This is a genomic window from Streptomyces sp. NRRL F-5123 (assembly GCF_000721495.1).
In the GTDB taxonomy this organism is placed as follows: Bacteria; Actinomycetota; Actinomycetes; order Streptomycetales; family Streptomycetaceae; genus Actinacidiphila.
In genome coordinates this window covers 127,856-149,815 of sequence record NZ_JOHY01000003.1, presented here as the reverse complement: position 1 = coordinate 149,815, position 21,960 = coordinate 127,856, and the positions used below count along the sequence as shown (strand labels likewise).

The 21,960-nt window shown below is 74.5% G+C and carries 13 protein-coding genes; 7 read left to right on the top strand and 6 right to left on the bottom strand.

Annotated elements, in window-relative coordinates:
• Positions 1-126 precede the first annotated feature (126 nt).
• The 3 genes from IH54_RS0104365 to IH54_RS0104355 all read left to right on the top strand — a co-directional run bounded on the left by IH54_RS0104365 (position 127) and on the right by IH54_RS0104355 (position 9,441).
• Entirely contained in the window at positions 127-3,294 is a 3,168-nt protein-coding gene (locus IH54_RS0104365) for an alpha-mannosidase (protein ID WP_031512937.1), read from the top strand.
• On the top strand, positions 3,287-5,545 hold the full coding sequence (locus IH54_RS42820) for an ROK family protein (RefSeq protein ID WP_078861930.1): 2,259 nt from the start codon (positions 3,287-3,289) through the stop codon (positions 5,543-5,545). The genes IH54_RS0104365 and IH54_RS42820 overlap by 8 nt, the downstream gene beginning before the upstream one ends.
• Before the next feature lie 245 nt (positions 5,546-5,790).
• Complete coding sequence (locus IH54_RS0104355; protein WP_031512935.1) at positions 5,791-9,441, top strand: glycoside hydrolase family 3 C-terminal domain-containing protein; 3,651 nt, start codon at positions 5,791-5,793, stop codon at positions 9,439-9,441.
• A gap of 80 nt (positions 9,442-9,521) precedes the next feature.
• On the opposite strand, the gene IH54_RS0104350 is transcribed toward IH54_RS0104355, so the two are convergent.
• Both IH54_RS0104350 and IH54_RS0104345 read right to left on the bottom strand, forming a co-directional pair.
• A complete protein-coding gene (locus IH54_RS0104350) occupies positions 9,522-10,529 on the bottom strand; it encodes a sugar phosphate isomerase/epimerase family protein (protein WP_031512934.1) in 1,008 nt (335 codons plus the stop codon).
• Between the two features lie 82 nt (positions 10,530-10,611).
• Positions 10,612-11,772, bottom strand: a complete 1,161-nt coding sequence (locus IH54_RS0104345; protein WP_052397082.1) for a Gfo/Idh/MocA family protein — start codon at positions 11,770-11,772, stop codon at positions 10,612-10,614.
• A 159-nt stretch (positions 11,773-11,931) separates the two neighbouring features.
• On the opposite strand from IH54_RS0104345, the gene IH54_RS0104340 reads away from it, so the two are divergent.
• Positions 11,932-13,191, top strand: a complete 1,260-nt coding sequence (locus IH54_RS0104340; protein ID WP_052397059.1) for an ROK family transcriptional regulator — start codon at positions 11,932-11,934, stop codon at positions 13,189-13,191.
• A gap of 6 nt (positions 13,192-13,197) precedes the next feature.
• On the opposite strand, the gene IH54_RS0104335 is transcribed toward IH54_RS0104340, so the two are convergent.
• Complete coding sequence (locus tag IH54_RS0104335; RefSeq protein ID WP_031512931.1) at positions 13,198-13,971, bottom strand: VOC family protein; 774 nt, start codon at positions 13,969-13,971, stop codon at positions 13,198-13,200.
• Positions 13,972-14,107: 136 nt separating this feature from the next.
• On the opposite strand from IH54_RS0104335, the gene IH54_RS0104330 reads away from it, so the two are divergent.
• The gene (locus IH54_RS0104330; protein ID WP_031512930.1) at positions 14,108-14,932 is read left to right on the top strand and encodes a sulfurtransferase; all 825 of its coding nucleotides are present in this window, start codon (positions 14,108-14,110) and stop codon (positions 14,930-14,932) included.
• A 796-nt stretch (positions 14,933-15,728) separates the two neighbouring features.
• Here IH54_RS0104330 and sepH read toward each other — a convergent pair.
• The 3 genes from sepH to IH54_RS0104315 form a co-directional block, all read right to left on the bottom strand.
• Positions 15,729-16,820, bottom strand: coding sequence for a septation protein SepH (sepH, locus tag IH54_RS0104325; RefSeq protein ID WP_031512929.1), 1,092 nt, complete (start codon positions 16,818-16,820; stop codon positions 15,729-15,731).
• A 382-nt stretch (positions 16,821-17,202) separates the two neighbouring features.
• Positions 17,203-18,522: a D-arabinono-1,4-lactone oxidase gene (locus IH54_RS0104320; RefSeq protein WP_031512928.1), complete on the bottom strand. Its 1,320-nt coding sequence runs from the start codon at positions 18,520-18,522 to the stop codon at positions 17,203-17,205.
• Positions 18,482-19,747 (bottom strand): MFS transporter, encoded by a 1,266-nt coding sequence (locus tag IH54_RS0104315; protein WP_043179774.1) that lies wholly within the window; start codon positions 19,745-19,747, stop codon positions 18,482-18,484. Before IH54_RS0104315 ends, IH54_RS0104320 begins: the two co-directional genes overlap by 41 nt.
• Before the next feature lie 137 nt (positions 19,748-19,884).
• On the opposite strand from IH54_RS0104315, the gene IH54_RS0104310 reads away from it, so the two are divergent.
• Together IH54_RS0104310 and IH54_RS0104305 are read left to right on the top strand one after the other, a co-directional pair.
• Positions 19,885-21,045: a ferrochelatase gene (locus IH54_RS0104310; RefSeq protein WP_031512926.1), complete on the top strand. Its 1,161-nt coding sequence runs from the start codon at positions 19,885-19,887 to the stop codon at positions 21,043-21,045.
• A gap of 63 nt (positions 21,046-21,108) precedes the next feature.
• Entirely contained in the window at positions 21,109-21,930 is an 822-nt protein-coding gene (locus tag IH54_RS0104305) for an inositol monophosphatase family protein (RefSeq protein WP_052397058.1), read from the top strand.
• Positions 21,931-21,960 lie beyond the last annotated feature (30 nt).

The window sequence follows — 21,960 nt, the reverse complement described above, 5'->3', positions numbered from 1 at the left end:
AATACGCATGACAAATATGTCCTCGCAGGTCACGACCAGCAAGAAAGCCGAAAGCGTTGGAAGCGTTGACTTGATAACACACATGGTTTTACATAGCGGTTACTGGCTGGACAGGAAGGGCTGCCCATGCATGACCGGACCGCTTCCGGGGAAGAGCGCACAGCCGCCTTCCTCGCCGACAGGCTGCGCCCCGCGCTCTATCCGCAGCGACTGCCCATGGACGTCGGCGCCTGGCACATCGCCGGTGAACCGGTGCCCGCCGAGGTGGCCCTGCGTGCCGACTACACCCCCTTCACCGTGGGCGAGCCCTGGGGCCGCCCGTGGGCGACCAGCTGGTTCGACGTCCGTGCGACCGTGCCCGAGCGGTGGGCGGGCCGCCGCGTCGAGGCGCTCGTCGACCTCGGCGCCGAGGAGGACGCCGGCGGGTACGGCGGCCGCGCCGAGGCCCTCGTCCACGACGCGCACGGCATCCCGCTGCAGGGCCTGCACCCCGGGCTCGGCGCGGTGCTGCTGCACCGCTCGGCGTCCGGCGGCGAGAGCGTACGGCTGCTCGTCGAGGCCGCGGCCAACCCCCGCATCGAGGGCGGCAGCGGCGCCGGCACCCGCTACGGCGACCCCGCGACCGCCGGCGACACCCCGCTCTTCCGGCTGCGCCGCGCCGACCTCGCCATCCGCGACGAGGACGTCTGGCAGCTCGTCCACGACATCGAGACGCTGCTCGGCCTGATGCGCGCGCTGCCCGCCGGCACCCCGCGGCGGTACGAGATCGCCGTCGGCCTGGAGCGCGCGACAGCCGCCGTCGACCCGCGCGCGGTCGGCCGGACCGCGGCCTGCGCCCGCGCCGTCCTCGCCCCGCTGCTCGCCCGCCCGGCCCACGACTCCGCCCACCGCCTGGACGCCGTCGGCCACGCCCACATCGACTCCGCCTGGCTGTGGCCGGTGCGCGAGACCGTGCGCAAGTGCGCCCGCACCTTCAGCACCATGGCCGCGCTCGCCGAGGAATACCCCGAGCTGACCGTCGCCGCCTCCGCCGCCCAGCACTACGCCTGGACCAAGGAGCACCACCCGCACGTCTTCGAGCGGATACGCAAGGCCGTCGCGCACGGCACCTGGGCGCCGGTCGGCGGCATGTGGGTCGAGGCCGACGCCGAACTGCCCGGCGGCGAGGCGCTGGTGCGGCAGTTCGTCTACGGGCGGCGCTTCTTCCGCGACGAACTCGGCGTCGAGACCGAGGGGGTCTGGCTGCCCGACGCGTCCGGCGCCTCCGCCGCCTTCCCGCAGATCGCCGCGCTGTCCGGCGCCACCTGGTTCCTCAGCCGCCGCCCCGACCCGGGCTGCGGCCCCGCGCACCACACCTTCTGGTGGGAGGGCCTGGACGGCACCCGGCTGTTCACCCACCTCGCGCCCGGCGGGCCCGAGGGCAGCGGGCTGACCGCGGGGGACACCGCGGACGCCGTCGCGGGCTTCGCCGAGAAGGGCCTCGCCACCCGCTCGCTGCTGCCCTTCGGGCGCAGCGACGGCGGGCCCGACCGCTCGATGCTGGAGCGCGCCCGCCGCCTCGCCGACCTCGACGGCGCCCCGCGAGTGACCCTGCGCCGGCCGGGCCACTTCTTCCGCGACGCCGCCGCCGAGTACGCCGCGCCCGCGGGCGGACCGGGCGGGCCCGCCGGAGGGGACGGCCGCGCCGCCGCCCCGGTCTGGCGCGGCGAGATCGACCTGACCCCGCACACCGGTTCGTACACGAGCCAGGCCCGCACCAAGCGCGGCAACCGTCGCAGCGAGGCGCTGCTGCACGAGGCCGAGCTGTGGTCGGCCACCGCCGCGGTGCGGCTCGGCGCCGGCTACCCCTACCAGGAGCTGGAGCGGCTGTGGAAGAAGGTGCTGCTCCAGCAGTGCCACGACATCCTGCCCGGCACCTCGATCGCCTGGGTGCACGAGGAGGCCGAGCAGACCCACCGCGACGTCCACCGCCGCCTCGACCGGCTGGTCCGCCGCGCGACCGGCGACCCCGAGGGCGGCTGCGTGCTCAACTCCGCGCCGCACGCCCGCCGCGAGGTCGCCGTGCTCCCCGCGCCCGAGGCCGGCGCCGGCATCTGCTACCCCACCGCGCAGCCGCTGCCCGGCGGCCAGGTGGCCGTCCTCGCGCAGGCGCCCGCCCTCGGCGCCGGCCCCGCGGGACTGCCGCTCGGCGGCACCGCCCCGGTCACCGTCACCGCGACCGACGACGGCGGGCACGTCCTGGACAACGGCCTGCTCCGGGTCCGTATCGACGCCGCCGGCCTGGTGCGCTCCGCGGTCGACGTGGCCGCCGGGCGGGACGCCATCGCCCCCGGCGAGGCGGGCAACCTGCTCCAGCTGCACCGCGACGAGCCGGCCGGCTGGAGCGCGCTGCAGCTCGACCCCGGCTACCGCGCCACCCGGCGCGACCTCGACACCGCCGAGCGGGTCGAGGTGCGGGCGGCCGGACCGCTGCTCGCGGTGGTGCGGGTGACCCGCGGCACCGGCCGCTCCACCGTCGTCCAGGACCTCGCGCTCGGCGCGGGCAGCCGGGCGCTCGCGGTGGACACCGAGGTCGACTGGCGCGAGCAGGACACCGTGCTCAAGGCCGCCTGGCCGCTGGACGTGCACGCCGAGAACACCCGCGCCGAGGTGCAGTTCGGGCACGTCACCCGCCCCACGCACGAGAACACCGCGCAGGACGCCGCCCACCAGGAGGCCGCCGCCCAGCGCTGGATCCACGTGGGCGAGCACGGCTTCGGCGTCGCCCTGGCCGGCGACGCGGGCTACGGCTACGACGTCACCCGGCACACCCGCGCCGACGGCGGCACCACCACGGTCGTCCGCAGCACCCTGCTGCGGGCCCCGCACAGCCCCGACCCGCACGCCGACCGCGGCGTCCAGTACTTCCGGCACACGCTGCGCCCGGGTGCCGGGATCGGCGACGCGGTCGCCGAGGGCTACGCGCTCGCCCTGCCGCTGCGCCCCGGACCCGGCCGGCCGCAGGAGCCGCTGGTCGCCGTCGACCACCCGGACGTACTGGTGGAGACGGTCAAGCTGGCGGACGACCGCAGCGGAGACATCGTTGTCAGACTGTACGAATCACGTGGCGGCCGCGCGCGTGCCACGCTGGCGGCCGGCTTCCCCGTCGCCGCCGTCCACGAAACCGACCTGCTGGAGTCCCCGCTGAGCCCCCGCCCGCACGCCGCCGACGGCGTCCCGCTCACCTTGCGTCCCTTCCAGATCCTCACCCTCCGGCTGACCCCGGCCGCGCCGGAGGGGGCGAGCCGTGGCTGAGGCCCGGACGGCCACGACGGCCGCGGGGGAGCAGGAGGAGTCCGGCAGCCGGGAGGTGCTGCGCGGGTGGGCCGCCGAGGACGGGCCGCTCGCGGTACGCGCCCGGGTGGTGCTGCTCGCCGAGGAGGGCGTGCGGGACGCCGAGATCGCCCGCCGGCTCGGCATCTCCCGGCAGACCGTCGGCACCTGGCGCCACCGCTGGCAGAGCGCGGGCCTGCGCGGCCTGGAACAGCGTCCGCGCACCGGCCGGCCCGCCACCGTCGACGAGGCCGAGGTCGTCACCCGCGCCCTGCTCGCCCCCGGCGGCAGCGGCGCGGGCCGGGCCATCGCCCGCGAACTGGGCCTGTCGCACGCCACGGTGGCCGCCATCCGCCGCCGCTGGCGCCTCACCCCGGACGCCGGCGCGCCCGGCCCCGAGGTGCCGACCGTCCCGCCACTGCCCGGCCCCGACGTCTGGGTGCTCGGCCTCTACGCCGACGCGTGCCGCGCGGTGCTGCTGGCCGGGACGCGCAGCCGTCCGGCGGCCGCGCCGGGCCCGGCCGCGACCGTGATCGGCGAGGACGTGCTGGCCGGACTCGGCCGGGCGCTGGAGGAGCGCCGTCCCGCGGGCCGCGCCGCCGCCGCGCCGCGGCCGCCGGGCGCGGACGGGCTCGCCGCCTTCCTCACCGCCGCCGCCGGGCACCACCCGGACATCGCGCTGCACGCCGTCACGCTGTGGGACGACGGTCCCGCGCCGGACGTCCCGCCCACGGCGCCGCCGGGCGGGCCCAGCCGGCACCTGCTGCCCGCCCGGTCCTCCTGGCGCGGCTTCCTGCGCGCGATGGTCGCGCTGGACAGCACCAGCCACCCGGAGTCCTCGCGCCGCGTCTACCTCGACCTGATCGCCGCGCTCCAGCAGGCCGAAGGCCCGGTGGGCTGGCTGCGGGAGAGCGTCGCCGGGCACCTGCGCACCCCGCGCGCCGCGGCCCCGGACGGCGCCGCCCTGGGAGCGGTCCCACGCCAGCCGTCGTCCAGCGGCGTCAACCAGATCGACCTGGGCTCGTTCAACGAGTGCGTGGTGATCGAGGCCGTACGCCTGGCCGGCACCATCACCCGCGGCGAGATCGCGCACCGTACGGGCCTCACCCAGCAGTCCGTCTCCCGGATCGCCCGGTCGCTGCTGGACCGCGGCATCCTCGTCGAGGACGCGCAGCGGCGGGCGACCTCGGGCAAGCCGCGCACCCCGGTGCGGCTGTGCGGGACCGCGGCGCACGCGCTGGGCCTGCACATCGACCCCGAGGTGATCACCGCGGTCGTCATCGACCTGGACGGCGCGATCGTGTGCACCTGCACCCGGCCGGTCAGCGCCGACATCGACCCCGGCGACTTCGTCGCGCAGGTCGTCGCGCTGGGCCGGGAGGCGCTGGAGAAGGCGCGCGGCGCGGTGCGCGAGGACGGCTTCCTCGGTATCGGCGTCGCCGTGCCCGGCCCGGTCGACATCGCGTCGGGCACCGTGCTGGACCCGCCGCTGATGTCGGCGTGGAACGACCTGCCGCTGCTCTACCTGCTTCAGGACCACTTCCCCTGCCCGGTGATCATCGAGAAGGACTCGCTGGCGGCGGCCGCGGGGGAGCGGTGGATCGGCCGCGACCGCCGGGCGCGCGACTTCGCGTACCTCTACCTCGGTACGGGCGTGGGCTCCGGCCTCTACCTCAACGGCGACATCTACCGCGGGGTGAGCGCCAACGCCGGGGAGTTCGGCCAGCTGTGCGCCGTCGCGCTGGGCCGGGTCGGCCCGGACGGCAGGCCCGAGCTGCTGCCGGAGTGCAACCCGCCGGTGTCCGTGCCGGAGGCCGCCGCGCGGCTGGGCCTGCGGACCGCGGGCCGCGCCGACCTGCCGCAGCCGGGCGGTCCGGGCGGCTCGTCGGCGGCCTACCGCGAGGTGGGGCGGGCGGCGGCGGGCGGTGACCCCGCGGCGGCCGCGGCACTGCGGGAGGTCGCGGGGGCGGTGGGGCGCGGCGCACTGGGCCTGGTCGACCTGCTGGACATCGACCTGATCGTGCTGGGCGGCCCCTTCTTCACCGACGACACGGCCTCCTACTACCTGGACGAGATCCGCCGGGTGGTCAACGACTTCCCGCAGGCCCGCCGGCTGCGCCAGGTCGAGGTGGAGCCGTCGGTGCTCAGCGCCGAGGCCGCGGCGGTCGGCGCGGCCTCGACGATCTTCCACGCCACCTTCACCCCGCGGCTGCGCGGCCGGGACCGCCCCTGAACGGCGCTGCCTGCCCGGGGCCGCCGCCCCGACCTCACCACTGCAAAAAATTTGCGCAATTTGCGTGATCTCGCATGTCATTTTCCAGCATTACTCATCGGATAATTTCGTGCACACGTCTTGACCTTGCATCAGATCTGGCCACACACTGCCCAGTTGTTACCGCACTGCCCGGGCCTTTCTCCGGACTTGGACGAAAGCCGCGGAGCGGCCGGGGTCCCTGCTCGATGACGTACGGAGGCAGGATGGATCAGCGAAAGCGCCGGCGCGCGGGAGTCGCCGTCGCGTGCGCCATGGCGTGCGCGGCCGCGACGACCGCGGGGAGCGGCGCCGCGGCCGCGGCCGGCACCCCCCGCGCGACGGCCGCGGCCACCCCGGTCTACCTGGACACCCACTACTCCTTCGAGGAGCGTGCCGCGGACCTGGTGTCCCGGATGACGCCCGAGGAGAAGGTGCACCAGCTCAGCACGAACAACGCCCCCGCCATTCCGCGGCTCGGCGTCCAGCAGTACACGTACTGGAGCGAAGGCCAGCACGGCGTCAACCGGCTCGGTGCCGACACCGCGGCGGGCGGTCAGGGCGAGCTCGACCCGGCGGCGACCAGCTTCCCGGTCAACTTCGCCTCGTCGATGTCCTGGGACAGGGACCTGATGTACCAGGAGAGCACGGCGATCTCCGACGAGATCCGCGGCTTCCTGGACAAGTCGCTGTTCGGCAAGGGGCAGAACAACCTCGGGCCCTCCGCCGACGACTACGGCTCGCTCACCTTCTGGGCGCCCACCGTCAACCTGGACCGCGACCCGCGCTGGGGCCGCACCGACGAGGCGTTCGGCGAGGACCCGTACTTCGTCGGGCAGATGGCCGGGCAGTTCGTCGACGGCTACCAGGGCAACAACCCCGACGGCAGCTCCCCGACGGGCTACCTCAAGGTCGCCGCGACCGCCAAGCACTACGCCCTCAACAACGTCGAGGACAACCGCACCGGCATCAGCTCCGACGTGAGCGACACCGAGCTGCGCGACTACTACACCGCGCAGTTCCGCGACCTGGTCGAGCAGGCGCATGTCGCGGGCCTGATGACGTCGTACAACGCGATCAACGGCACCCCGTCGGTCGCCGACACGTACACCACCAACGAACTCGCCCAGCGCACCTACGGGTTCGGCGGCTACATCACCTCCGACTGCGGCGCGGTCGGCACCGGCTGGCGGCAGTTCCCCGGCGGGCACGACTGGGCGCCGCCCGGGTGGACCACCGACCACGACGCGGACAACCCCACCTGGACCGGGACCGCCACCGGCAAGAAGCTGTCCGGGCAGGCCGGCAGCCAGGCGTACGCGCTGCGCGCCGGCACCGACCTCAACTGCACCGGCGACGAGGCCACCACCGCGGACATCCAGGCGGCCATCGCGTCCGGGGCGCTCAGCGGGGGCGTCGTCGACACCGCGCTGGTGCGGGTCTTCACCGTACGGATGGCGACCGGCGAGTTCGACCCGGCCGGATCGGTGCCGTACACCAGGCTCACCGCCGACCAGGTCGAGAGCCCGGCGCACCAGGCGCTGGCCACCGAGGTCGCCGACAACTCGCTGGTGCTGCTGAAGAACGCGAAGCCCGCCGCCGCCAAGGCGCCGCTGCTCCCGGCCGACGTGAACAAGGCCGAGAAGGTCGTCGTCCTCGGCGACCTCGCCGGCGCCACCACGCTCGGCCTCTACTCCGGCAAGCCCACCCACACCACCACCCCGCTGCGGGGCGTGCAGAACGCGGTGCACTCGGTCGACCCGTACGCCTCGGTCGTCTACGACGCGGCAGGCACCTCCTCCACCGCCACCACCCCGGCGGTGCTCAGCGACGCGACCAAGGACGCGATCAGGGCGGCGGACCTCGTCGTGGTCTTCGTCGGCACCACCCAGGCCAACGGCGACGAGGGCAACGACCGCGACGACCTCGCGATGCCCGGCAACTACCGCTCGCTCATCGACCAGACCGCCGCCCTCGGCAACGACCGGACAGCGCTGGTCATCCAGTCCGACGGCCCGGTCGAGGTCGACGACGTGCAGGACAAGGTCTCCTCGATCCTCTTCAGCGGCTACAACGGCCAGGACCAGGGAACCGCGCTCGCAGACGTGCTCTTCGGGAAGCAGAACCCGTCCGCGCACCTGAACTTCACCTGGTACAAGGACGACTCGCAGCTGCCCGACAAGCAGAACTACGGCCTGACGCCCGCGGAGACCGGCGGACTCGGCCGCACCTACCAGTTCTTCACCGGCGAGCCGACCTACCCCTTCGGCTTCGGCCTGAGCTACACCACCTTCTCCTTCAAGAACGTCAGCGCCGACAAGTCGCGGATCACCGCGGACGGCACCGTGAAGATCGGCGTCGACGTCACCAACACCGGCAGGACCGCCGGCGCGGCCATCGCCCAGCTCTACGCGGCGACCCCGTTCACCGTCCCCGGCCTCACCCTGCCGCAGCAGCGGCTGGCGGGCTTCGGCAAGACCAGTGTGCTCGCACCCGGCAAGTCACAGCACCTCGGCTTCACCGTCAAGGCCGCCGACCTCGCGGTGTGGGACGCCGCCGCCTCCCGGCAGACCGTGCCGGCCGGCGGCTACCGCTTCTCGGTCGGCCCGGACTCCGCGCACCCCGCGGGCAGCGCCGAGGTCAAGGTCACCGGCAGCCTCACCCCGAAGGTGCGGACCGTCACCGTCCAGCCGGAGAACGTCGTGCTGGACGCGGGCGCGACCTTCTCGCTCGCCGGCAGGAACCGGTGGATCGCGGACGACACCGACCACTCCAGGGAGCAGCGCGACACCTCGATCACCGCGGACGGCGTCGTCGAGGCGGTCAACAACGACCAGTCCTTCGTGGACCTGTCGAAGACCGAGGTCAGCTACGCCAGCAGCAACCCCGCGGTGGCCTCGGTCGGCGCGGACGGCACCGTGCACGCGGTCGCCGACGGCGTCGCGACCCTGTCGGCCACCGTCGGCGGCGTCACCGGCTCCGCGCCGATCGTCGTCCGCGACACGCTGACGCTCGGCGCGCCGCCCATCGCCGCGGCGGGCAGCACCCTGACCGCGCGGACCACCTACACCAACGGCAGCCCGGACGCCGTGCAGAACGTGGCCGTGGGGCTCGCTGTCCCGGACGGCTGGCAGGCCACCGCCGCCACACCGGACGTCTTCGGCGAGGTCGGCCCTGGCCGGTCGGTCAGCACCACCTGGAGCGTGACCGTCCCCGACGGGGCGGAGCCCGGCAACGTCATTCTCGACGCGACCGTCACCACGCCGGGCGGCGACTACGGCGCACAGGCCCCGGTCACCGTGCCGTACGCCTCGCTCACCGCCGCCTACGACAACTCCGGCATCAGCGACGACGCCGACACCAGGACGGGCAGCATCGACGCCGAGGGCGCCAGCCTCTCCCTCCAGGCGCTCGCCGCGCAGGGCTGGACCGCCGGGAAGAGCACCGACCACGACGGGATCTCCTTCCCCTGGCCCGCCACCGCGGGCACCGGGCGGCCCGACAACGTCGTGGCGGGCGGCCAGGGCATCCAGATCACCGGGACCGGCGGCAAGCTCGGCTTCGTCGGCACCAGCACCTTCGGCGCCACGTCCGGTACCGGCGTGATCCTCTACACCGACGGCACGACCCAGACGTACGCGCTGGCGCTGTCGGACTGGTGGGCAGGGTCACCCGCGCAGGGCAGCGACTTCGCCGCCGTCACGCCGTACCTCAACAACGGCGGCGGGCAGCAGACGCAGACCGTCCACATCTCCGCGGCCACCGTGGACCTGCTGCCGGGCAGGACCGTGCAGGCGATCACCCTGCCGAACGTCAGCAAGGGGCAGATCGACCACCAGGTCGGCATGCACCTGTTCTCGATCGCGATCGGCGGCTGAGCCGCCCGCAGGACGCGTGACGGCGGCCGCCCTGCCCGGAGGTCCCGGGCGGGGCGGCCGCCGCCGTACCGCGTGCGGTGTCAGGACGAGGAGCTGAACGCCGAGTCGAAGGACGCGGCAGGCGGCTCGATCGCGGCCAGCGCCCGCACGTGCGCGAGGGCCTGCGGGGCGCCAAGGGTGCGGTCCATGCCTGCGTCCTCCCACTCGACCGAGATCGGGCCCGCGTAGCCGATGCTGTTGAGCATCCGGAAGACCGGCTCCCACGGAACGTCGCCGTGCCCGGTGGACACGAAGTCCCAGCCGCGCCGCGGGTCGCCCCACGGCAGGTGCGAGCCGAGCCGGCCGTTTCGCCCGTTCAGCTGCTTGACGGACTCCTTGCAGTCGACGTGGTAAATGCGGTCCTTGAAGTCCCACAGGAAGCCGACCGGGTCCAGGTCCTGCCACACGAAGTGGCTCGGGTCGAAGTTCAGCCCGAAGGCGGGGCGGTGGCCGATCGCCTCCAGCGTCCGCACGGTGGTGTGGTAGTCGTACGCGATCTCGCTGGGGTGCACCTCGTGCGCGAAGCGCACCCCGACCTCGTCGAAGACGTCCAGGATCGGGTTCCAGCGGTCGGCGAAGTCCTGGTAGCCGCGCTCGATCATCTGCGGCGGCACCGGCGGGAACATCGCCACGGTGTGCCAGATCGACGAGCCGGTGAAGCCCACCACCGTGTCCACCCCGAAGGCGGCCGCGGCGCGCGCGGTGTTCTTGATCTCCTCCGCCGCCCGCTGCCGCACCCCCTCGGGCTCCCCGTCGCCCCAGATACGGGCCGGCAGGATGCCCTGGTGCCGCTCGTCGATCGGGTGGTCGCACACCGCCTGGCCGGTCAGATGGCAGGAGATCGTCCAGCACTTGAGCCCGTGCTTGTCCAAAGTGTCGCGCAGCCGCGGCAGGTAGCCGTCGTCGGCGAGCGCCGCCTCGACGTCGAAGTGGTCGCCCCAGCAGGCGATCTCCAGGCCGTCGTAGCCCCACTGCGAGGCCAGCCGGCACACCTCGGTGAAGGGCAGGTCGGCGAACTGGCCGGTGAAGAGCGTGACGGGTCGTGCCATGGTGCGTCCTCCTGGGACAGGTGGGCGGGGGGTACGGGCGGGGGCGCGGCGGTGACGGCGGTAGGCGGGGGCGGCGCGGGCGTCAGGAGGCCGCGGGAACGCCCTGGACGGGGATGTGCACGCCCAGCGCGGCCGCGCTGGACTCGACGGCGGACAGCACCTTCTGCACCTGCAGGCCGTCCGCGAAGGACGGCTTCGGGTCGCGGCCCTCGGCGATCGCCGTCACGAAGTCCGACACCTGGTGGGTGAAGGTGTGCTCGTAGCCGATCAGGTGGCCGGGCGGCCACCAGGCGTGCAGGTAGGGGTGGGTGTCCTCGGTCACCAGGATGCGGCGGAAGCCCGCGGTCGACGGGTCCTCGGAACGGTCGTGGAAGGACAGCTCGTTCATCGACTCCGCGTCGAAGGCCAGGCTGCCCGCCGAGCCGCTGATCTCGATCCGCATCGCGTTCTTGTGCCCGGTGGCGAAGCGCGTCGCCTCGAACACGCCGATCGCGCCGCCGTCGAAGCGCGCGGTGAACAGCGCCGCGTCGTCCACCGTCACCTGGCCGCGCTCGCTGCCCGCGGTGCCGGACAGGCCGCTGGAACTGGCCGGCAGCGGGCGCTCGGTGACGAACGTCTCCAGCACCGCGCCCACCGACGAGATCCGCCGGCCGGTCAGGTACTGCGCGACGTCGATGCTGTGCGCGCCCAGGTCGCCCAGCGCCCCGGAGCCCGCGCGGTCCTTGCGCAGCCGCCACGCCAGCGGGAATTCCGGGTCGACCAGCCAGTCCTGCAGGTACTGCGCCCGCACCTGGTGGATCCGGCCCAGCCGGCCCTCCTCGACCAGCTGCCGGGCGAGCGCCAGCGCCGGCACCCGGCGGTAGTTGAAGGCGACCATCGAACGCACGCCCTCGGCAGCCGCCTTGGCGGCCGCCGTGGTCATCTCCTCCGCCTCCCGCACCGAGTTGGCCAGGGGCTTCTCGCACAGCACGTGCTTGCCCGCGGCCAGCGCCGCGAGCGCGATCTCCGCGTGGCTGTCGCCGGGCGTGCAGATGTCCACCACGTCGATGTCCGGCCGGGCGACCAGCACGCGCCAGTCCGTCTCGTACGACTGCCAGCCGTAGCGCTCGGCGGCCTGCCGGACGCGGTCGGCCGAGCGTCCGCACACCGCGGTCAGCTCGACCGGCCGCGGCAGGTCGAAGAAGCGGCCCGCGGTGCGCCACGCGTGCGAGTGCGCCGCCCCCATGAACGCATGGCCCACCATGCCGATCCGCAGGGGCTGCGGGTCTGTCGTCGTCACGTGTGTCCTCCTCGGGCGGCGCGCGGCCGTGAATCGTTATTCATCCGGGATCGACTGAAAGTCAGCGAGTTGGGTAGAACAGTTCGCGAGTTTCTGCCTGAAGTTCGTCATAAGTCAAGGCTCTTGACCGGGCCTGACGCAAGAGGGCGCTGTGTTGCGAACCGATTACCCGCAGCGTCGCGCCGGCACACCACGGGAGTCACGATCGACACACCAGTCAACCTGCGCGAGGTCGGACGGCTCCGGGTACTGGAGGCGCTGCACGCCGCACCGCGCATCAGCCGCCCCGAACTGGTACGGGTCACCGGGCTGTCCCGGGCCACCGTCTCCTCGCTCGTCGCCGACCTCATCACGGTCGGCCTCGTCACCGAGGAAGCGCACCGGGAAGGGGCCGAGGTGCCCGCGGCGCGGCGCACCGGCCGCCCCGCCCAGACGCTGTCCCTGGTGCCCAGCGCCGGGTACGCGATCGGCGCGGACATCGGCCACCAGCACGTCCGGGTCATCCTCAGTGACCTGTTCGGCACGGTGCTGTGGGAGCACTGGGTCGCCAAGGACGTCGACCGCGCCCCCGGCGAGACCCTCGACCTCGTGGCCGTCCTCGTCGGCCGCGCCCTCCAGGAGGCGGGCGTCGACCGCGAGCGGGTGCTAGGCATCGGCGCGGGCATCGCCTCGCCGGTCGAGAAGGGCAGCGGCGAGCTCGGCGCCGAGGGCATCATGCCCGGCTGGGTCGGCCTGCACCTCACCGACGAGCTGCGGGGCCGCACCGGGCTGCCCGTCCGCGTCACCAACGACGCCAACGCCGGAGCGCTCGCCGAGCTGATGTACGGAGCCGGACGGCAGGTCGACGACATGGTCTACATCCGGCTGTCCGCGGGCATCGGCGCGGGAATCGTCAGCAACGGGCGGCTGCTGCTCGGCGCGCGAGGCCTCGCGGGCGAGATCGGCCACCTGCCGCTCGTCACCGACGGGCTCATCTGCCGCTGCGGCAACCGCGGTTGCCTGGAGACCGTCGCCAGCCCCGTCGCCATCGCCCGGCTGCTCAGCCAGAGCTGGGGCCGGCAGATCGCCGCGCGCGACCTGCTCGCGCTCATCAAGCAGCGCAACACCGGCGCGCTGCGGGCCGTCCGGGACGCCGGCGACGCGGTCGGCCGCGCCCTGGCCGCCCTGGTCACGCTGCTCAACCCGCGGCTCGTCGTGGTCGGCGGCGACCTCGCCGCGGCCGGCGAGGACCTGCTCGAACCGCTCCGGGCGGGCATCGGGCGGCACACCCTGCCGTCCGCCGCCCGCGGCATCGAGATCGTCACCGGCGGCCTCGGCGCCGGCGCCGAGGTCCGCGGCGCGGCAGGCCTGGTGCTCAGCGCCGCCCCGCAGCTGCTGGCCTGAGCGCCGCTACGGCAGGCCGACGAGCGAGAAGGGGGAGCCCTCGGGGTCGGACAGCGCCGCCGTGGGCCCGTGCGGACCCGCGTGCGGGGCGGTCAGGATCCGGCCGCCCAGCCGCACGGCCAGATGGGCCGCGGCGTCCACGTCCGCGACGGCGAAGCTCGTCATCCAGTGCGCCCCGCGGTCGCGCGGCAGCGCGCGGCCCAGCCCGCGGATCCCGGCGACCGCGTTGCCGCCGGTCACGAGCACCGCGCGGTCCTCGTCCTGCCCCCCGGCCCGCTCCACGGTGAGGCCGAACACCACCTCGTAGAACTTCCCGACCATCGACGCGTCATGGGTCAGCAGCTCGCTCCAGCCGACGCTGCCCGGCACCCCCGTGACGTCCGCGCCGCTGAACAGGCCGCCCTGCCAGATCCCGAAGACCGCGCCCGAGGGGTCCACCGCGATCGCGAGCCGCCCGTCCTCGCCGGCGTTCAGCGGCCCGATACCCACCGTGCCGCCGCACTCGCGCACCCGCTCCGCCGCCGCGTCCACGTCGTCCGCCGCCAGCATCGTCGTCCAGGACACCGGGCGGTGCGGCTCCGGCGACCCCTCGCCGATCCCCGCCACCCGCAGTCCGCCCTTCGCCGCCAGCGTGTACGAGCCGAGTTGCGGCGGGCCCGGCGAGAACTCCCAGCCGAACAAGGCCGCGTAGAACTCCCGCGTCCGGTCCGCCCGGTGGGCCATGAGGCTGGCCCAGCAGGGAGTGCCCGGCGCCCGCCGGTCCCGTACCTCGGTGGTCATGCGAACGCTCTCCTCGTGGGCAGCCCGCTGCCTGCCCGGCTTTCCGCGGGGGCCGGCACAGCGATCGTCGCACCAGGGACGGCGGTAGGCCGTCGGGCCGCGCCGCAGTGCGGTGCCGGGCCTCCACAATAGGCGTATGGATTTCCTGATCTCCGCCGGCGACCTCGCCGCCGCGCCCGTGCCGCCGGTCCTGCTCGACGTGCGCTACAAGATGGGCGGACCGCCCGGACTCGGCGAATACGCCAAGGGGCACATCCCCGGGGCCCGTTACGTCGACCTGGACGCCGAACTCGCCTCGCCGCCCGGCGCAGCCGGCCGGCACCCGCTGCCGGACGCCGAGGAGTTCGGCGCCGCGATGCGCCGGGCGGGTGTCAGCGCCGACTCCGACGTCGTCGTCTACGACGACTGGAACGGCTGGGGGCCGGCTCGCGCCTGGTGGCTGCTGCGCTGGGCCGGGCACCACCGGGTGAAGGTGCTCGACGGCGGGCTCGGTGCCTGGCGGGCCGCCGGGCACCCCCTCTCCACGGAGGAACCCCCGCCGGGGGAGGGCGACTTCACGCCGCGCCCCGGCGGCATGCCGGTACTCGACGCCGCGGGGGCCGCCGCGCTCGCCCGCAGCGGCCTGCTGCTCGACGCCCGCGCCGGGGAGCGCTACCGGGGAGAGGTCGAGCCGATCGACCCGGTCGCCGGGCACATCCCGGGCGCCGTCAACGCCCCCACGACCGAGAACGTGACGGCTGAGGGCACGTTCCTGCCGGCCCAGGCCCTCGCCGCCCGCTTCAGCGCGCTCGGGGCTGCGCCCGGCACGGAGGTCGGCGTCTACTGCGGCTCGGGCGTCTCGGCGGCGCAGGAGGTCCTCGCCCTCGCGGAGGCCGGGATCACCGCGGCGCTCTACCCCGGCTCCTGGAGCGAATGGACTGCGTCCGGCCTCCCCGTGGAAACGGGCCCCGGCCCCGTCTGACCCCTCTCGCCCCCCGCGGGTGGGCTCTGAACCCGCCCTGCGCGGCGAGCGCTTCTGCTGCGCAGGGCGGTGAGGCCTTGTCCGCCGCCCGCTCCGGATGGGCTTGCGCCGCGGCGCGGGGTGGGCGTTTTGCGGGCGCGTTCGCCCCGCAGGCTGCGGCTGCGCCGCGAGCGAGCGCTTTCCGCCGCCCGGTCGCGGATGGGGCTTGCGCATGCCGCGCCGGGCACCCCGGCGGGGGCCTGGGAGGTACCCCCGGCCCCCGCCGGGGCGCGGGTCGTCATCGGCCCGGAGGAGCGGTCGCTGTCTCCCCCGGAGCTTCACCTGGGCGGTACCCCCACGGACCACCGGCCGGTGAGGCTGGTCGCGCACCCCCCAGAGCTTCGCGTGGGGGGTGTCCCCCCGCGCCCCCGAAGACGCTCATCCGGCCGCGCAGCAGCGGCCCTGAAACGCTTGCCCGGCGGCGCAGGCGCGCCGTGAGAAGGCTCATCCGGCGGCGCAGGCGCGGCGTGAAACGCTTGCCCGGCGGCGCAGTCGCGCCGTGAGAAGGCTCATCTGGCGGCGCAGGCGCGGCGTGAAACGCTCGCCCGGCGGCGCAGGCGCGCCGTGAGAAGGCTCATCCGGCGGCGCAGGCGCGGCCGGGGAAACGCTCCCCCGTGGCACAACGGCACCCCGAAAACGAGTGTCCGGCGGCGCAGCCGTGCCGTGAGAAGGCTCATCCGGCGGCGCAGGCGTGCCGCGCGCGGGAGCGCGGAGGCGCGCCCCGCGCGCGGCGGTGGACATGCGTAGCCCGCGGGGGCTATTCCTGCTTCTTGCGGCGGCTGCCGAAGACGATCTCGTCCCAGCTCGGGACGGTCGCCCGGCGGCCCGGGCGGACGCCGTCCGCCTCGGCCTGCCGGTCGGTCGTCCCGACGAGCCGGTCGCGGTGGCCCGCGACCGCCCGTGGCATGAGGACGTCCGCGTACGCGGACCCCGCCGAGGCGGCCGGAGCCGCGGACTCCTGCTCGGCCTCGGCGGCGGGCTCCTGCGGGGCGGGCGGCGTGTCCGGAGCGGCCGGAGGCGCCGGCACCACCATGTCCCCGCGGAAGCTCGGCACCGCCTCCAGCAGGCTCGTGAGCGAGTCGCGCTCGTCCGCCTCCGCCGAGGCCGCAGCCGCAGCCGCGGCGGCCCCGCGCTCCTCGACGCGTGCGGCGGCGCGGTCCGGCCGCTCGGAGCGGTCGGGCCGCTCCGGGCGCTCCAGCGCGCGGTCCATCGTGCGCTCGCGCGGCAGCCGCGCGATCCGCGGCACGAACGGGAAGCTCGGCTCCTGCGCCTGCGTCTGCGGGGTCTCGCCGATCAGCGCCCTGGCCTCGTCGTCGACGGCCTGCACCAGGCGGCGCGGCGGGTCGTACGTCCAGCTCGCGGAGTGCGGTTCGCCGGCGACGCGGTAGACGAGCAGCACCTCCCACGTGCCGTCGTCACGCCGCCAGGAGTCCCACAGCACGGTCTCCTTCTCGGCGCCGCGCATCAGCAGCCGCTCGGCCACCGCCTCGCCGAGCTGCGGACCGGTGCTCTCGCCCTGCCGCCGGACGGGGGTCTTGCGGGCCCGCTCGGCCATGAAGGCGCGCTCGGCCAGCACGGGCCCCTCGAAGCGGCGGACCCGCTCCACCGGGATGCCGGCCATCTGGGCGACCTCTTCCGCGGAGGCACCCGCGCGTATCCGCGCCTGGATGTCGCGGGGCCGCAGATGGCTCTCGACCTCGATCTCGATCTGGCCGAGCCGGGCCCGGTCGTTGCGCACGGCGGCGCGCAGCCGCTCGTCGATCGGGAGCGTGTATTCCGTGCTGTCGGCAGCCTTGAGCACCAGTCGTGTGCCGTCGTTGCTGACGGCCACGACGCGCAGTTCGGGCACGGTTACCTCCCGGATGGTGCCTGCCGACGTCGGGTGCGTCGCTGCTCCCGTTGGACGAGTGTGGCCTTCCCGGGTGCAGCGTGCCACAACCTTGCAGAGTTGCCCGGCGTGTCGTCCCTGTGTGGTGACACCCCGTTATGGGAAGGTGGACGATTGGCCACTCTGGGTGACCTTACGCCACGCGGCGGGGCGACTGCCGTCGCAGCTACCTCCCATCCGTCCGAGCGACCGGACGGGCACCGGGAGCACGGAATCGTCACGGTACTCCATTTGGGCCACCGCAGGGTGGCTGCCGCGCCGCCGATTGTGGTGCGCCGGGCGGGAGTTGGGTGATGCGTCTCACTCGGGGGAGTGAACGCCGCTGGACAAACAGGGCGAAGACCTACGAACCCAGCACCCGGCGGAGGTAGTCGTTGCCGAAAAGCCGTCCCGGGTCCAACTGGTCGCGCAATCCGGTGAACTCGGCGAACCGCGGGTAGACGGTACGGAAATAGTCCGCGTCACGGGTGTGCATCTTGCCCCAGTGCGGCCGGCCCTCCCGTTCCGTCATGATCCGCTCCACCGCGGTGAAGTACTCCTGGTAGCGGCTGCCCCGGTACATGTGCACGGCGACGTAGGCGCTGTCCCGGCCGGACGCCGTCGACAGCGTGATGTCGTCGGCCGGCGCGACCCGTACCTCGACGGGGAAGCTGATCCGGAAGTCGGACCGCTCCACCGTGGCCTTGAGTTCCCGGATCGCGTCGACCGCGGCCTCGCGCGGCACCGCGTACTCCATCTCCACGAAGCGCACCCGGCGCGGACTGGTGAAGACCTTGTAGGGGATGTCGGTGTACGTGCGGGCGGACAGCGCGCGGCTGGAGATCCGGGCGATGCCCGGGATGGCGCCGGGGGCGGCCTTGCCGAGCGCGCAGGCGGCCTGGAAGACGCCGTTGGACAGCAGCTCGTCGTCGATCCAGCCGCGGACCGCGGGCAGCGGCGCCGCCGGCCCCTGGCTGCGGTTGTTGCGCTTGGTGTTGCAGTTGTCGGTGTGGGGGAACCAGTAGAACTCGAAGTGCTCGTTCTCGGTGGCGAGTGCGTCGAACTCCGCCATCACCCGGTCGAAGCGCATCGGCTCCTCGCGCGCGGCCAGCAGGAAGACGGGCTCCACCGCGAAGGTGACCGCGCTGATCACGCCGAGCGCGCCCAGCCCGATGCGCGCGGCCGCGAAGACCTCGGGCCGCTCGGCGGCGGAGCAGGTGAGCACCGAGCCGTCGGCGGTGACCAGCTCCAGCGCGGTGATCTGCGCGGCGATCGAGGCGGAGTCGCGGCCCGTGCCGTGGGTGCCGGTGCTGATCGCGCCGGCCACGGTCTGCTCCATGATGTCGCCCATGTTGGTGAGCGACAGCCCCTCGGCGGCCAGTGCCGCGTTGAGGTGCTTGAGCTGCACGCCCGCCTCGACCGTCACGGTGCCGGCGGCCCGGTCGAGGGAGCGGATCGCGGTGAGCCCGTCGGGGCGGATCAGTACCCCGCCGGTCGCGGCGGTGGACGTGAAGGAGTGCCCGGAGCCGACCGCCTTGGCCGTCAGGCCGTCCGCGGCGGCCTTGCGGAGCACCGCGGCCAGCTCGTCGGGAGAGGCGGGCGCCACGCTGCGCACCGGGCGTGCGGCGACGTTCCCGGCCCAGTTACGCCACGTCGCCGTGCTTTTCGAGCGCGCCGAACGCATCCCGCTCCTCGCCGTCGTACTCACCGTGCACGTCCTCCCGCTCCGGCGCCGGCCGCAGCCGGCGGTACCCGAGTCCTGCCGCCGCCGCGGCGAGGAACGCCGCGCCGGCGGGTACCGCGAACGCCGTCGAGGCACCGTGCGCGTCGGTCACCCGACCGGCGAGCGCGGCCCCCAGGGACACCCCGACCGCCAGGCCGGTGGAGGTCCACGTGATGCCCTCGGTCAGCCGCGTCCGCGGCACGAGCCGTTCGACCAGGCTCATCGTCGTCACCATGGTGGGGGCGATCGTGAGGCCGGAGACGAACAGCGCCATGGCCAGGAACACCAGGTTTCCGACCAGTAGTGGCGGGATCATACTCACCGCCATCAGGGTGACACCCAGCAGGAACCTGCCGCGTGCGCTGCCGCGCGGCTGCGCCAGCCCGAACACCACGCCCGCCAGGCACGAGCCGAGCGCGTACGTGGCCAGCACCAGGCTGGCCAGCGCCTTGTGGCCGCGCTCGTCCGCGAAGGCCAGCGTGATGACCTCGACCGCGCCGAACATCGCGCCCATTCCCGTGAAGACGACGATGAGCACCGGCATGCCCGGGGCCCGCAGCGCCGAGCCGCCCCCCTGGTGGGTGCGCGGATGCGGCTGCGGTTCCGTGCCGCGCTGGGCGGCCAGCAGCAGCACGCCGATGCCCAGGAAGGCGGCGGCCAGCAGCGGGCCGGCCTCGGCGAACCAGACCGTGCACAGGCCGACGGACAGGATCGGGCCGACGATGAAGACGATCTCGTCCACCACCGATTCGAACGAATAAGCGGTGTGGAGGAGTTCCGGCGCGCTGCGGTGGATGACCGACCAGCGGGCCCGCACCATCGCTCCCAGGCTCGGCGTCGCGCCCACTCCCGCCGCGCCCAGGAAGAACACCCAGTGCGGCGCCCCCGCCCGCACCCCGAGCAGGAGTACCGCGACCGCCAGCACGGTCACGGCGGCAGCCGGGCGCAGCACCCGCGCCTGGCCGTGGCGGTCGACCAGCCGGGAGACCTGCGGGCCGATCACCGCGCCGGACAGCGCCGTCGTCGCCGACAGCGCGCCCGCGAGCCCGTACTGGCCGGTCACCTGCGAGATCATCGTGACGATGCCGATGCCCAGCATGGACAGCGGCATCCGGCCTATCAGCCCCGCCGCGGAGAACGCCCGGCTGCCGGGAGCAGCGAAGATCGCACGGTAGGGGCTGGTCACGGCGGTGCTCCCGTAAGGACTGTGGATGGTCTATACAGCTTACGGAGCGAAGCGGCCGGTGAACACCGCTCGGGCACGCGGTCGGGCACGCCGGGCCAGGTCGGGCGGCGGGGGCGCCGGGTGGCAGGATCGGAGCCATGCCAGAGCAGTCACCCACGCCCGACACCCCCGCGCCCGGGACCGGCGCGCCGACGAGCGGCCCGGCGCCGTACGACGCCCTGCTGCTGCTGTCCTTCGGCGGCCCCGAGGGACCCGACGACGTCGTGCCCTTCCTGGAGAACGTCACCCGCGGCCGGGGCATCCCCCGGGAGCGCCTCAAGGAGGTCGGCCGGCACTACTTCCTCTTCGGCGGCGTCAGCCCGATCAACGCGCAGAACCGCGAGCTGCTCGACGCGCTGCGCAAGGACTTCGCCGAGCACGGCCTCGACCTGCCGGTCTTCTGGGGCAACCGCAACTGGGCGCCCTACCTGACCGACACCCTGCGGGAGATGTCCGACGCCGGGCACCGCCGCGTCCTGGTCCTTGCCACCAGTGCCTACGCCTCGTACTCCGGCTGCCGGCAGTACCGCGAGAACCTCGCCGCCGCCCTGGCCGAGCTCGCCGCCGAGGGGCGCGCCGTGCCGCAGGTCGACAAGCTCCGGCACTACTTCAACCACCCCGGCTTCGTCGGGCCCATGACCGACGCGACCCTGGCCGCGCTCGCCGAGCTGCCGCCGGGGACCAGGGCCGGCGCCCGGCTGGCCTTCACCACCCACTCCATCCCGACCGCCGCGGCCGACACCTCCGGTCCGGCCGAGGGCCACGGTGACGGCGGCGCCTACGTCGCGCAGCACCTGGACACCGCCCGGCTGGTCGCCGACGCGGTCCGGGCCGCCGACGGCGTGGACCGCCCGTGGGAGCTCGTCTACCAGTCGCGCAGCGGAGCCCCGACCATCCCCTGGCTGGAGCCCGACATCTGCGACCACCTGGAGCAGCAGCACGCCGGCGGCGCCACCGCCGTCGTGATGGTGCCCATCGGCTTCGTCTCCGACCACATGGAGGTGAAGTACGACCTGGACACCGAGGCCGCCGCCAAGGCCGCGGAACTCGGCCTGCCGGTCACCCGCGCCGCCACCGTCGGCGCCGACCCGCGCTTCGCCGCCGCCGTGCGCGAGCTGGTCCTGGAGCGGGCGGCCACCGAGCGCGGCCAGGCTGCCCCGCGCTGCGCGCTCGGCGCGCTCGGCCCGAGCCACGACGTCTGCCCGCGCGGCTGCTGCCCCGCCCGGACCCCGCTGCCCGCCGCCGCGGGCCTGGACTGAGCGCATGGCGCACCCCACCGCACCGGTCGCCGCGACCGGAGCCCACGACCCGAGGAGCACGACGTGAGCACACCGCCACCGGACGGCAAAGGCGCGCTGTACGCCGAACTGCTGGAGGTCGCCCTGGACGCCGCGCGCGGCGCCGGCGCGCTGCTGCGCGACGGCCGACCCGCCGACCTGGGCGTCGCCGCGACCAAGAGCAGCCCCATCGACGTCGTCACGGAGATGGACATCGCGGCGGAGAAGCTCATCGCCGACCGCATCGCCCGCTCCCGCCCCGACGACGGCATCCTGGGCGAGGAGGGCGCCAGCAGCCCCGGCAGCAGCGGGGTGCGCTGGATCGTCGACCCGCTCGACGGCACCGTGAACTACCTCTACGGCCTGCCGTCGTGGTCGGTCAGCATCGCGGCGGAGAAGGACGGCGAGGTCGTCGTCGGCGTCGTCGAGGCGCCCATGCGCGCCGAGACCTACCAGGCCGTGCTGGGCGGCGGCGCCTTCGTCAACGGGGTGCGCGCACACTGCCGCACGGCGCCGGAGATGGCGCAGGCGCTCGTCGCCACCGGCTTCGGCTACCTCACCGAGCGGCGCACCGCCCAGGCCGAGGTCGCCCGCAAGCTGATCCCGCAGGTCCGCGACATCCGCCGCGCGGGCTCGGCCGCGATCGACCTGGCCGATCTCGGCTGCGGGCGGCTGGACGCCTATTACGAGCGCGGCCTGAATCCCTGGGACCTCGCCGCAGGGGACCTCTTCGCGCGGGAGGCGGGTGCCCTCACCGGCGGGCGGCCGGGGGAGCGCCCCTCGGGCGAGCTGACCGTCGCCGCCCCGGCGGGGCTGTTCGAGCCGCTCCAGCGGCTGCTGGACGACCTGGGGGCCTGGCACGACTGAGCCGGACCCCGGACATGCGAACGCCCCGGC